Below are 12,736 nucleotides of genomic sequence, written 5' to 3' on the forward strand. Positions count from 1 at the left end.
GCCCGCCTACTCTGGCGGTGCCACACGGGTGGGGAATTCAGATGAGCATCACTGGGGAATTTCGATGAGCGCCGTCACGGTCGCTGGTTGCCGTGAGGCTGAGGCATCGTTGCTCCTCCATTGGGTTGATGGGACGTTCCGTCGGCGCCTTCTGAATCAAGATCAGCGCCAACGGATTTCAACCTAGGAACCGAACCTTGGGATGCGATGGTCAAGTCGCTGTCAAACGGCTGGACATAGCGAAACGGCCACGCCCGAGGTGGGCGTGGCCGTTTCGATTGGTGTCTGATCAGCGGGAGTGGCGTCCCGAGTCGCCGGGGTTGTCGCCGGGGAACTGCGATCCCGGAGGCGGGTAGCTGCTCGGCGGGTAGTTGCCGGGCGGGGGATAGTTGCCCGGAGCCGGGTTCGGCGTCGGGTAGCCGGGTTGCGGTGCACCCGGGCCGCCTGCCGGGTAAGTCGGCGGGTTCTGCTGCGGCTGCCCGGAAGGCGCCTGATACGACGGTGGGTTGCCGTAGGTCGACGGCGCCTCGTACGGGGCCTGAGAAGCCGGCGGCGGCGTCGTGAGGCGCTGGGTGGGCGGTGCTGCGTCGAGTCGACCGGACGGGTAGGCGTCGGAGGACGGCGAATACGTGTCGGGGGAATCGGAAGCTCCCGAACCGGATGAGCCATCGTCACCTCCGCCCGAGTCGCTGAGATGGTCGGGGAGATCCTTCTCCGCCTCGGCCTTGGCCTTCGACACGCTGTCGGGATCCATGAGGTCGCGGATCTCGGTGAGCAGCGCAACCTCGGTGACCTCGGCCTTCTTGCCGAAGCCGCCGAGCTCGGCGAGCTTGTTGTACGGAACGATGATCAAGAAGTAGATGACAGCGGCGATGATCAGGAAGTTGATGACCGCCGTGAGCACTCCACCGATGTTGACGAACGTCGACGACTTGCCGCTGACCAACTCGAATCCGAGGCCGTCTGCCTCGTTCGGGCTCCACGGGATGGTGTTGATGATCGGCTTGATGATGCCGTCGGTGAAAGCCGTGACAATTGCGGTGAAGGCCGTGGCGATGATGACCGCTGTGGCCAGATCGACCACGTTGCCCTTCATGATGAAATCCCTGAAACCCTTGAGCACTTTCCGGTCCTCTCATTCGGTCGGTGGTACGTGCCTGTGGCGAGGTACTGACGGAATCTGCTCAGTGGTGCACAGTCCGTTCTTCGTGATGTTAGTGGAGTTGGGCATGCGCGTTGCGGAACCAAACCATGTTGTGTCTGTGCAATGAATCTTCGACGCTGTGCAACGAATCGCGAAACCACACGTCAATGCACTATTACGGCCAGTGCGACGTCGAGTCCGGCCGCCGCGACGCGGAGTGCCGATTTCTGGTCCATCGCGAGTACAACGGGCGCCGAAGCCTGATTTCGCGCTGCGAGACCACTTGACGCGGGCCGTTCGGTACCCAGAGCGACAACGGCACGCTTGGCGAGTACATCGGCCTCCGGCCCCACGACGTCGACCACATCGCCCGCTCGCAATAGCGCCGATACGGCGTCGTCGGAAAGGCGTACAGGGACGAGGCGGGCATCGGCCGACCCGGTCAACTGTTGCGGCAGCCGGGATGAGAGGAGCCGTGCGTCGGTGAGAATCTCGCCGGCCCGGACCATGCCGGTCACCGTCTTGCCTGCGCCGTCGCGCGACATTCGCAGTGCGCCCGCAGGCACCATGCCGCCGGCAACCCGACGCACGACGAGATCGCTTGCGGCCAGTTCGGTTCCCGGCAGCAGGTCGTGGGCGGCGACCATCACCGGCTCGTCGTCGTGCTCGGCCCCGCCGAGGACGGCAATACCCAGCGCAGCCACGACGAGCAGTGCGGCAGCGGAACGTCGAATAAACAGCGACCTCGCCCAACCCGGACGCACGGCAGCTCCCAGGCGGTCGACGAGGCGCGGGCTGAGACGGTCTCCACGGGCTGTTCGCATGCGCGGAAGGTAGCCGCAGGGATGCCGCTGGAACCGGCCCCGCGGCAGGTTGTGGACAACACCGCGATCTGCGGCCGACTGTGGATAACTCGACGCCGCGCGGGACCGACCTACACCGACGTTGACGCGCCGCCTGACCAGCACGAGTGGTGCCGCGGCCGCTCGTCGGGGAGAATGGTCCTCGGTGTGCCGGGAAGTCTGGTCGGCAACCCGGACCTTGATCCGGGTTCGTATTCGACCCGTCTCGGCCTTGGCGCCGGGATCGTCCGACAGGATTATTCATGCCCGCAGAGAGCTCATTTGATGGGCGCCCACCCGCCCGTGAGCGCTTGCGCCGCCACCTATCCCTCGACACCACCAGCGGCATGCTGCTGCTCGTCAGCGCGGCCGTTGCCGTCATTCTGGCGAACTCGCCGTGGCGGGATGCATACCACGACTTCCTGGCCTACGAGATCGGTCCGGAGTCGCTGCACCTGCACCTGTCGCTTGGTGAGTGGGCCGCCGACGGTCTGCTCGCGATCTTCTTCTTCGTCGTCGGCGTCGAACTGAAGCAGGAGTTTGTCGCCGGAAGCCTGCGCGATATGCGATTGGCGGGGGTGCCGATCGTCGCTGCCGTGGCCGGAATGGTCACGCCCGCACTGTGTTACGTGGCGGTCGTCGGGACTCTTGATCCAGAAGCGTTGCGCGGCTGGGCAATTCCTACCGCCACCGACATCGCGTTCGCGCTCGCCGTCCTGGCGATCTTCGGACGTGGTCTGCCGCTGGCGCTGCGTACGTTTCTGCTCACGCTCGCGGTTGTCGACGACCTCCTCGGAATCACCGTGATCGCAGTCTTTTACACCGACTCCATCAACTTCGTGATGCTCGGCTGCGCGCTGTTGGCCATCGCGGCGTTCGGGGTCGTCGTGCGTCTGTCACGCGCGTATCGGTGGTTGTTGCTGCCGTTGGCTGTGGTCGCCTGGGCGTGCATGCACGCCTCCGGGGTGCACTCGACGGTCGCCGGTGTGCTGCTCGGCCTCGTCGTGCCTGCACTGACGATCCGCGGTGAGCAACTGCCGCGCACCGAGCAACTCGACGAGGCGGTGCGCCCCTGGTCGGCGGCGGTGGCGTTGCCACTATTCGCCTTCGCTGCCGCAGGAGTCTCACTGGTCGGAGCAGACGAGCCGTTGATCCAGCCGGTCTCGATCGGGATCGTGCTGGGTTTATGTGTCGGCAAGATGGTCGGCGTACTCGGCGCCACGGCGCTCATGACCCGGTTCACACCCCTACGACTTCCCGATGCCATCGGATTGCGCGACCTCATTCCGGTGGGGATGCTCACCGGAATCGGCTTCACGGTCGCCCTACTCATCGCGGAGCTCTCTTTCGAAGAGGGCGCACATGCCGCACCCGCCAAGGGGGCGATCCTCGTGGGGTCGCTGATCGCGGCGGGCGCGGCCGCTGTTCTGCTGCGTTGGAATGCGCACAAGACCCGTGATCCGGACATGAATCGCGACGGCGTCGTCGACTCCGATCTCGACGTCATCGGGGGTTGAGCGCACTCACCGCGGCGCAGGGCGACGTCCGGTTTGGCACTCGGAATGTACGAGTGCCAGAGTTGGTTAGAATCAGTGGCGAATCACTAAAGTCTTCGGAGGTACCGGTGCCCACTTACTCGTATGCGTGCACGGAGTGCGACAACAAGTTCGACATTGTTCAGTCGTTCTCCGATGACTCGTTGACCGAATGCCCGCAGTGCTCAGGGCGTCTGCGCAAGCTGTTCAACTCGGTCGGCATCGTGTTCAAGGGCAGCGGCTTCTACCGCACCGACTCCCGCTCGGGTTCGTCGAGTTCCGAAGCGGCGTCGTCGAGCAGCAAATCCGACGGCGGTTCGTCGTCGGAGAGTTCTTCGAGCAGCAGCTCGTCGTCGGATAGTTCCTCGTCGAGCAGCAGCGGTTCGAGCACGTCGTCGAAGAGCGAGTCCAAGAGCAGTGCCGCTGCGTCCTCCTGACTCCTGGCTGAGTTCGGAACCTAGCTGAGTCTCCGAAATCCCCCCGCGGGCGTGAGAGCCCACCCGACCGGGACGTCGTAGTTGCCCGACGGTAGAGCGTCGACGACCTCGTCGTCGTAGACGACGGCGACGAGCTCAGCAGAGCTCCCGATCAGTGTTCGGTCGTAGTAGCCCGCGCCGCGGCCCAGCCGAACCCCTGTCTTGTCCACCGCGAGAGCGGGCACAAGCACCACCGACGCCGCGTGTACGGCGTCTGTGCCGAGTCGTTCGCCCGACGGCTCGAGCAGCCCCCAGCGTCCTGGTTGAAGTGTTGTCGCGCCGTCGTAGCGGACCCAGTCCAGCGGAGCCGGGTCGCCATCTGGGACGATCGGGACCAAGACACTCACGCCACGGTCGATGAGTGCGTCCAGCATCGCCGGTGATCCCGGCTCGGTGCCTATCGGGACGTATGCGGCCACGGTGACGTCGTATTCGAGTCGGAATGGTGCGGCGTAGATCCAGTCGGCGAGGTCACCTGCGGCTTGCTCGCGTGCGAACGGCGACATGTCGCGTCGCTTGGCCGAGATCTCCTCGCGCAACTGATTCTTGAGGGTGGGCACCGCGACCTCCGCCTTTCTGCACACCTGCACCTGCACTCGCCCGCTCTGCATTCGAACTGTAGCGCCCCAAAGTGACGTGTACCGCAACGCGCGCGTCCACCGGTCAGGTGATCCACAAGACTTTGCGCGGACGTCGTCAGACTCCGACATTAGGGTGTCGGTATGACGTCCAGCGTGAGCAAGGCGAGCACCGACGAATTCAGCGAGTACTCGTCTGTACCGAACACCCCGCCTATCCCGAGAACCGCGGTTGTGCCCGCAGCCGGTCTCGGCACGAGATTCCTGCCCGCGACCAAGACCGTCCCCAAAGAGCTGCTGCCGGTCGTCGACACACCGGGCATCGAGCTCGTGGCCGAAGAGGCCAAGTCGGCAGGCGCTGAGCGGCTGCTGATCATCACGTCGCCGGGCAAAGACGGGGTGGTCGCGCACTTCGTCGAAGATCTCGTTCTGGAGAACACGCTGGCCACGCGGGGTAAGGCGGCCATGCTCGCCAAGGTGCGCAAGGCGCCGTCGTTGCTCGAGGTCGCCTCGGTCATCCAGGAGAAGCCTCTCGGTCTCGGCCATGCGGTCGGTTGTGTCGAGCAGTACCTCGACGACGACGAAGACGCCATCGCGGTCCTCCTTCCCGACGACCTCGTGCTTCCGGGCGGTGTCCTCGAGGTGATGGCCCGCACGCGGCAGCGTCGAGGCGGTTCGGTGCTGTGCGCGATCGAGGTGCCAGAAGACCGGATCAGCGCCTACGGCGTGTTCGACGTTGAGGAGTTGCCCGACGCCAACAATCCCAATGTGATGAAGCTCAAAGGCATGGTCGAGAAGCCGGAGCCGAAGGACGCGCCGTCGAATCTCGCGGCCGCCGGACGCTACATCCTCGACCGAAAGATCTTCGACGCGCTGCGTCGCATCAAGCCCGGCGCCGGTGGCGAGCTGCAGCTCACCGACGCCATCGCGCTGCTGATCGAAGAGGGCGAACCCGTGCACGTCGTCGTCCACAAGGGCACCCGTCACGACCTGGGCAACCCCGGCGGCTACCTGAAAGCTGCGGTCGATTTCGCACTCGACCGCGACGACTACGGACCCGACCTGCGCGAATGGCTCGTCGCGCGACTGGCAGCAGACTGAACCGACGCCGTCCGACTCGACGTCGGCTCAGCGCGCCTGCGTCACAGATAGGGGCACTGCCGCTAACGTCATTGCCTGACGTGTGTCCGGCGAGGCGATGAGGTGAGATGCGGTCCGTCGAAGATCATCTGACGCTGGTGACCGCTGCGGCGGTGGCTCCGCGGCCGGTACGGGTGGCCATCTCCGAGGCGCAGGGATTGATGTGCGCCGAGGAGGTCGTCACCGAGCGACCGATGCCCGGTTTTGACCAGGCCGCCATCGACGGGTACGCCGTGCGGGCCGTCGATGTGGCGCTCGCCGGAGCGTCGGCTCCCAGCGATCCCGACGAGTTCGACGAATTCGACGCAGGCGGTGCCGAATTGGTCGACCTCGAGCCCGGTGAGCCGATGATCGTGTCGCTTCCCGTGGTCGGCGAGGTTGCGCCGGGTGCGCGTACCCCGACCAGACTTCAGCCGCGGCAGGCGGTACGCGTCGAGACGGGCGCCCCGATGCCGACGCTCGCCGATGCCGTGGTGCCCCTGCGCTGGACCGACGGTGGCGATCAGAAGGTCAAGGTCGGGCACGGTGTCGACAGCGGCGACTACGTTCGACGAATCGGCGACGACGTCCAGCCCGGCGATGTCGCGGTCCGTGCCGGATCGATCATCGGCCCGGCGCAGGTCGGATTGCTCGCGGCGGTCGGTCAGTCGCGCGTGCTGGTTCATCCCAAACCTCGACTGTCGGTGATCTCGGTGGGCAGCGAACTCGTCGACATCGATCGCACTCCCGGCCCCGGCCAGATCTACGACGTGAACAGCTACTCCCTGGCGGCCGCCGCCCGTGATGCCGGTGCCGATGTGAACCGGGTAGGACTCGCCGAACGCGAGTCGTCGCGACTGCGCGAAGTGGTTGAGGCGCAACTCATTCGATCCGAGATCGTCGTGATCTGCGGCGCGGTGGGCGGAACGGCCTCGCGGGCGATCGCCGACGCCCTGGCCGACCTCGGCGACCTCGAGATCGCGCGAGTCGCGATGCATCCGGGCTCGGTGCAGGGCTTTGGCCGACTCGGCCGCGATGAGGTGCCGACGTTCCTGCTGCCCGCCAATCCGGTGAGCGCGCTGGTCACGTTCGAGGTCATGGTGCGGCCGCTGATCCGGATCGCGCTGGGCAAGCGACAGCCGATGCGACGCGTGATCACCGCACGGACGATCGGGCCGATCGCGTCCGTTGCGGGCCGCAAGGGATATCTGCGCGGCCAGTTGATGCGCGACGAGAAGTCGGGGGAGTACCTGGTGCAGGTGCTCGGGGCGTCGCCAACGGGATCGTCGCATCTGCTGGCCGAGCTCGCTGACGCGAACTGCCTGATCATCGTCGAGCCGGACGTCGAGGAGTTGGGTACGGGAGACGAGGTCGAGGTCGCGTTCCTCGCTCAGCGCGGATGAGTGCGTGCGTGGTGCTTCTCCGAATCCACGCATATGCGCGAGCAGGTCACGCGACAACATTCACCGAATAGACTCACTGGCGTGTTCAGATGGTTGAGCGGTGTTCCGGCCAGTCCCGGGTGGCCGGCGACGTTGGGACCATTGCTTTCTCGTGGTGGAGCGGTGACCGTGCGTCCGGTGCGGGTTCGTGATGCCAAGAGCTGGAGCGACCTTCGCATCCGCAACCAGAACTCGCTACTGCCGTGGGAGCCGACCGGAGTCGGCAGTTGGGCCGATCGGCATCAGCCGGCGTCGTGGCCACCGCTGTACGCGATCCTCAAATCCGAGGCCAGGCGCGGCACCATCCTGCCATTCGTCATCGAACTCGACGGCGCATACGTCGGACAGCTCACCGTCGGCAACATCCAACGCGGAGCTGTGCGGACCGCGTGGATCGGATACTGGATCGACCAGGCGCACTTCGGTCAGGGAATCGCCACTGCCGCAGTCGCTTTGGGCGTCGACCATTGCTTCGGTCCGGTGGGGCTGCATCGCCTGGAGGCGACGGTACAGCCGTCGAACGGGGCGTCGCAGGCGGTGTTGACCAAGCTCGGATTCCGGCACGAAGGTCTTCTCGAACGCTATATGGACGTCAACAAGCGGTGGCGCGACCACAACCTGTTCGCCCTGACTGCCGAGGAGGTTCCCGAAGGGGCCGTCGAGCGTCTGGTGCGCTCGGGGCGCGCGAACTTCTTGCAGGGCTAGTTCTCGTTGCCTGTCTGGGCGACCTGTCCTTCTGCGTAGGGTTGCCGTATGGCTGAGTCATCGGGGTTGCTCGAGATCGTGGTGCGCGGACACGCGCGCGACAGTTATCCGCCCGAGCGTGCGCTGCTCTCGCTCAGCATCGACTTCTCGGGCTCGAACCGCGAGGCCGTCTACACCGACGCTGTCGAGGTGCAGGGACGGATCGTCGGGTCGCTGACCTCGCTCGAGGCACGGGCCGCGGTGTCGACGTGGCACAGCGAGTCGGTGCACGTCTGGTCGTATCGAGCGGTCGATGCGAACGGTAAGCCGCGAGAACTGCTGTACGTCACGAAGATTCGCGTGACCACTGAGTTCGTCGACTTCGACGAACTCAATGCGTTCATCGACGCCTGGGCGACGGTCGAGGGTGTTGACGTCGGTGGCGTGCGTTGGGATGTCACGCGCGAGGGGCGGGCCCAGCATGAGAGGGAACTTCGACGTCGCGCGGTCGACGATGCGGTGGCAAAGGCGCAGGCGTACTCCGACGCGGTGGGTCGGGGCGAGGTGCGGGCTGTGCAGCTCGCCGACCCGGACATGCTGTCGAGTGGACCCGAACGGATGGCTCGGGTGACATTCGCGGGCGCGCCCGCTGACGCGCCGACGTTGGAGTTGCGGCCCGAGGACATCGACATCGAGGTCTCGGTGGACGCGCGATTCGTCGCGGGATAGCCGCTGGGAGTGCCGGTAAGCCGGCGGACGGGGCGGCTGAGAAAGCCATATGAATCGCTTCAATCTGGCGGGAGCTCGGCGCGTCTGCGCAGTTCGCGCAATGGTCGCACCTAGATTATTGGGTGGTCCGGTGTAACCAGAGTGATTGAAGGGAGAGGTCGAATGCCGAATTCCGTGCTGTGGGTCTGCCTCGTCGTGGTGTGGCTCTTCGTCCTCGTTCCCATGGTCATCAAGGGTCGACCGCAGATGCGCAAGTCGACGGAAGCCGCGCGCATGACGCGCCTTCTTCACCGCGGCGGCACCAAGACCCGCACCTCGACTGCTCGACGCTCGGCCGGTGCACATCCCCACGACCCGTCGTGGACGTCGCGGCGCTCGTCGCGTTCCACAAGCAGCACTGCGACAGCGCTTCTCGACAAGACCGAGTCCGACGACGAGACGTCGTCCGAATCCGACACCGACGACGCTCCGACGTCGCGGAAGGCGACCACCACCAAGCGCGCAACCGGAGCGAAGGTGCACGCGCCCAAGGCGGAGTCGGACGTCGAGGCGAATCTCGACGCAGAGGATGTCGACGCCGAGGATCCTGACGCCGACGATGCCGAGACGTCCGACGAGAGTGTCACGCTCACCGGCGAACTGGTCGATGCTGACGAGGTTGAGGCCGAGGAGGCTGCGGACACCGAGGACTCTTCAGATGTCGTCGACGCCGAGGTCGAGGATGCCGAGGCTGAGGCCGAAGATGCTGAGCTCGAGGATGATTCGGACGTCGAGGATGAAGCCGAATACGACGACGATCTCGAGTACGACGACGACCTCGACGATGAGTTTGAGGACGACGAGTACGAGGACGACTACGACGTAGAAGACGACAGCTCGGACGACGACTACGACGCGGACGGCGAGTACGAGGACGACGTCGAAGATGAGTACGACACAGACGATTACGACGAAGAAGATGAATACGACGCGGAGGATGCGGACGACGACTACCTCGACGAGGTAGACGGCTACGAGAACCCCGTGCCGCGCGACAAGCGTTCCGCCGCAGCACAAGCCGAGCCGACGCACGTCGTCGAACGTGGTCGCACACGTGATGCTCGACGTTCGGGTACGTCATTTGACGAGCAGGACAGGAAGATTCGCTACCGCGAGCGTCAGCGCGTGGCCATCGCGCTGCTGACGTTGGTGGTCATCTCGATCGCGCTCGGAGCCTTCCTGGGACTCATCGGTTGGATCGCCACCGGGATCACCGTCGTGATGCTCTTTGCCTACTTGGCATACCTGCGTAGCGCGGTCCGCAACGAGCAGCGGCTACGTGCTCAGCGGGCAGCTCGTGTGGCGCGTCAGCGTCGCCAGGACGAGGAGCGTCGACGTCGCGAGATGGCTGCGCCGCAGTTCGTCCCGGTGGCCGAGCCCGCACCTCAGATGCGTAGGCCCGGCGGAGCCGTCGTCGTCGAAATCGACGACGAGGACCCGATTTTCGATCACATCCCGCCGTTCCAGCGGCGTCGTGTCATGCGTGAGGACGAGGAGTTCCGTCGGGCTGCTGCCGGCTGACGGTGATCGCTTCCGGGTGGTTCTTGATCCACTTGCTTGCGTCGGTGACGGCGTGGCAAAGCGCAACGCGCTCACCGACATACGTCACCGGGGCGCCGACAACCGGTATGTAGCCGAGCATTCCGAGGAGCTTGGGAGGGCCGGGTCGACGATCGAGTTCGTCGTTGACCTTGCGCAGGATCTGCGCCACCTCCCAGAGCCCACCGATCACCGACCATCCGCGACGCTTGTTTGTTGACGACGTGTCGTCGAAGGGGTCGGTGTTCGCCGCGGCGTCGGAACTCAGTTCTCGACCGCTCAGCACCGAAGCAAGCAGTCGGACTTGGTCTTTGCGGTCGGTGACGCCGTACTCGCGAGCGATCGCGATGAGCACGATGGCCTGGTTGGCGTAGCCGAGAGCGCTGGTGAGCGGCAGAGCTTTGGCCCACGCGCCGAAGACTCCGGGGTAGGAGACCGCAATCGTGTTGAGCGCGCCTACGCGATCGACCCACCACTTGCCGCGCTCCTTGATCGACAGCTCCGACCATCCTCGCGTGCCCGGCCAATCGGCGACATCGAAACCACGTGCAACGATGTGTCGGAGCTTGTCGAGGCGAGAACGGTCCCCCGGGTCGTCGTCGAATGTGCTTGCCTTGATTCCCAGCGGATCCGAGGAGGAGAGTGCATCGAGGATCGGGTTGATGATGGCGACCGCGCGGTCGATGGCGGTTGCGAGCTCTTTATCGGACATTGTGGCCACGCGCCGAGGGTATCGGAGCGGTGTCGACATCCGGCTTGTCGCCACGACGACCAGGCGTGTGTGAGCTTGCGCGCGGCGGCTGCTAGAGTGACCTACGGCTGATCACGCAGTGGTCACCCGGGGCTATGGCGCAGTTGGTAGCGCGACTCGTTCGCATCGAGTAGGTCGGGAGTTCGATTCTCCCTAGCTCCACCAGAAGCAGCAGAGTAGACGGCCTTTCCGGCATCGCCGAAGGGGCCGTCTTTCTGTGTGCTCACCCGGATCCAGTACATGGCGCACGTCGCCTGTGACGTACTTGCGCCGCACGTAGTGGCGTCGGGTGAGCTCCGAAGACGTATGACCGAGCTGATCGGCCGCCGCCTCCATCCCGATCTCATCGGCGAGCAGCGTGGCCACCGTTCTGCGAAACGTCTTCGGCGTGACCCACTCGAACCTGTCAGAAGGGCCGCCCGGACGACGGCCGCAGCCTGCTATCCCGACCAGGGAACACCAGGCCCAGCTCTTCGCCAGCGGCGTCGGGTGTTACGTGTGACTCAGCAGTCGCCCACCGTGTCGACCGGATTCGAGGGGCGGGGCGCGGCTTCACGTCGACGTCGTAGCCGGGATTGTCGGATGACCGCGCGATGATCGTGCAGTAACCAGCTCCGGTCGGTTGCGCTGACCTCCACTGATCGCCACACGACAGTACATCGAAGCCGCCGATCACCTCGGCGGAATCTTCAACTCGTGGGGCGTGCATCCACATGATCATGTCCGGATTCTTCGCTGGGTCTTTCAGGTCCGCGTCGGTCGAATTGCAGGCGTCGCCGACGACGCTATGGCTGTCGTCGTCGACTGCGCGTCAGCGCCGCCGTCATCTGATCCACAACCGCCGACGAGAACGCTCACCGCGACAGCTACACCTACTGCCGCGATCACCCGACGAATCATGATCCGGGACTCTACAGCCGTGTGGTGACAGTCGCCTCCAAATCATCTACAGCCACCCTTACCCACCCGAAACCCGCGAACTCGGGCATATCGAGCGGACTGCACTATTCGCTGACACTCCGGCGACCAGCGGCGTTGTCGCTGAACAGAATTGCCGAGAGTCGGCGGCACGGCGGTTCGCATCGGATAGGTCGGGAGTTCGATTCTCCCTAGCTCCACAAGCTGGACAGGTAAGGGTATGTACTCGAACCGATAGTCTGTTTTGCCCTGCCGCCGTGAGTGATCGGCTGTTAGATCGACTCTCCTGCTTCTGATGCTATTGGCGGAAGATGCCTGCCTTAGGGCTCCTCAGGCTGTCACGAGGGGTTCTTGAATCTCGGCGTTCTGGAAAATCAATGGATGTGTCGCGGACTCTGAGGGTATATTCAGGTTGTCGAGCAGCTTCGCCGGTAGCGAAGCCAGCGTCAGCTTTCTCTCTCATGACTGCAGTGCATCGCCCGTAGCGATGCACATGACGTCGTACCCGTAGAAACTACTTTGAGGATCCTCGTGACCAGTGAATTTCCGGCGGTAGCGCCGGCTTTCTACGTGCAGACCACAGTTGGCAAGGCCAAGTTATTCATCGGAGAGTTCGGTTCGCTCTCGACGTAGCTCACGCCACTTGCGACAGTGAACGCAGGAAGTGGAGTTGATGTCGACCAAGTGGTTCGTGCGCTGGAACGAGCCGCTTGGACTGGCGATCGCGCACTTTGGGAGGCGATCACAACAGTGCTTCCGAATCCCGTGGTTCTCGCTTGTGAGCAAGCGTTGGCAGCGATGCCGCCGCCAGCCCGATTGGCCATAGGAAGCGACGCGAGGCCGCTTACAGTGCTGACATCGTCGGGGCTGGTGCACGAGTAGGTGACATCTGATCTGGCTTGCCCTGCCGGGCGGCCTGGAAGGATGCCAGCTGTGCCCA

Annotated in this window: 11 protein-coding genes and 1 tRNA gene; 8 read left to right on the top strand and 4 right to left on the bottom strand. The window is 64.7% G+C overall.

What is annotated here, in order from left to right; genetic code table 11:
- Positions 1-289 precede the first annotated feature (289 nt).
- Both mscL and A5766_RS20580 read right to left on the bottom strand, forming a co-directional pair.
- Entirely contained in the window at positions 290-1,123 is an 834-nt protein-coding gene (mscL, locus tag A5766_RS20575; protein WP_064906187.1) for a large conductance mechanosensitive channel protein MscL, read from the bottom strand.
- Positions 1,124-1,308: 185 nt separating this feature from the next.
- Positions 1,309-1,968, bottom strand: coding sequence for an SAF domain-containing protein (locus tag A5766_RS20580; protein ID WP_197501564.1), 660 nt, complete (start codon positions 1,966-1,968; stop codon positions 1,309-1,311).
- A 281-nt stretch (positions 1,969-2,249) separates the two neighbouring features.
- Between A5766_RS20580 and nhaA the strand changes: the two genes are divergently transcribed.
- Both nhaA and A5766_RS24105 read left to right on the top strand, forming a co-directional pair.
- Positions 2,250-3,503, top strand: a complete 1,254-nt coding sequence (gene nhaA / locus A5766_RS20585; RefSeq protein WP_064870006.1) for a Na+/H+ antiporter NhaA — start codon at positions 2,250-2,252, stop codon at positions 3,501-3,503.
- Between the two features lie 107 nt (positions 3,504-3,610).
- Positions 3,611-3,958 (top strand): FmdB family zinc ribbon protein, encoded by a 348-nt coding sequence (locus tag A5766_RS24105; protein ID WP_082937984.1) that lies wholly within the window; start codon positions 3,611-3,613, stop codon positions 3,956-3,958.
- Between the two features lie 20 nt (positions 3,959-3,978).
- Here A5766_RS24105 and A5766_RS20590 read toward each other — a convergent pair whose 3' ends face one another.
- Positions 3,979-4,557, bottom strand: coding sequence for a 5-formyltetrahydrofolate cyclo-ligase (locus A5766_RS20590; protein WP_064870049.1), 579 nt, complete (start codon positions 4,555-4,557; stop codon positions 3,979-3,981).
- A 162-nt stretch (positions 4,558-4,719) separates the two neighbouring features.
- Between A5766_RS20590 and A5766_RS20595 the strand changes: the two genes are divergently transcribed.
- From A5766_RS20595 to sepX, 5 genes are all read left to right on the top strand, one after another.
- Entirely contained in the window at positions 4,720-5,676 is a 957-nt protein-coding gene (locus A5766_RS20595; RefSeq protein ID WP_064870005.1) for a UTP--glucose-1-phosphate uridylyltransferase, read from the top strand.
- 107 nt (positions 5,677-5,783) lie between these two features.
- A complete protein-coding gene (glp, locus tag A5766_RS20600) occupies positions 5,784-7,097 on the top strand; it encodes a molybdotransferase-like divisome protein Glp (RefSeq protein WP_064870004.1) in 1,314 nt (437 codons plus the stop codon).
- 81 nt (positions 7,098-7,178) lie between these two features.
- A complete protein-coding gene (locus tag A5766_RS20605; RefSeq protein WP_064906199.1) occupies positions 7,179-7,841 on the top strand; it encodes a GNAT family N-acetyltransferase in 663 nt (220 codons plus the stop codon).
- Between the two features lie 48 nt (positions 7,842-7,889).
- On the top strand, positions 7,890-8,549 hold the full coding sequence (locus tag A5766_RS20610) for an SIMPL domain-containing protein (RefSeq protein ID WP_064906190.1): 660 nt from the start codon (positions 7,890-7,892) through the stop codon (positions 8,547-8,549).
- 162 nt (positions 8,550-8,711) lie between these two features.
- Positions 8,712-10,109 carry a divisome protein SepX/GlpR gene (gene sepX / locus A5766_RS20615; protein WP_064906193.1) on the top strand — a complete coding sequence of 466 codons (1,398 nt, stop codon included), beginning with the start codon at positions 8,712-8,714 and terminating at the stop codon, positions 10,107-10,109.
- Here the strand turns inward: sepX and A5766_RS20620 are convergent.
- Positions 10,066-10,848, bottom strand: a complete 783-nt coding sequence (locus A5766_RS20620) for a hypothetical protein (RefSeq protein WP_064906195.1) — start codon at positions 10,846-10,848, stop codon at positions 10,066-10,068. The genes sepX and A5766_RS20620 overlap by 44 nt on opposite strands.
- Positions 10,849-10,967: 119 nt before the next feature.
- On the opposite strand from A5766_RS20620, the gene A5766_RS20625 reads away from it, so the two are divergent.
- A tRNA-Ala gene (locus tag A5766_RS20625) sits at positions 10,968-11,043 on the top strand.
- Positions 11,044-12,736 lie beyond the last annotated feature (1,693 nt).

The organism is Gordonia sp. 852002-51296_SCH5728562-b (assembly GCF_001665475.1).
Classification (GTDB): domain Bacteria; phylum Actinomycetota; class Actinomycetes; order Mycobacteriales; family Mycobacteriaceae; genus Gordonia; species Gordonia sputi.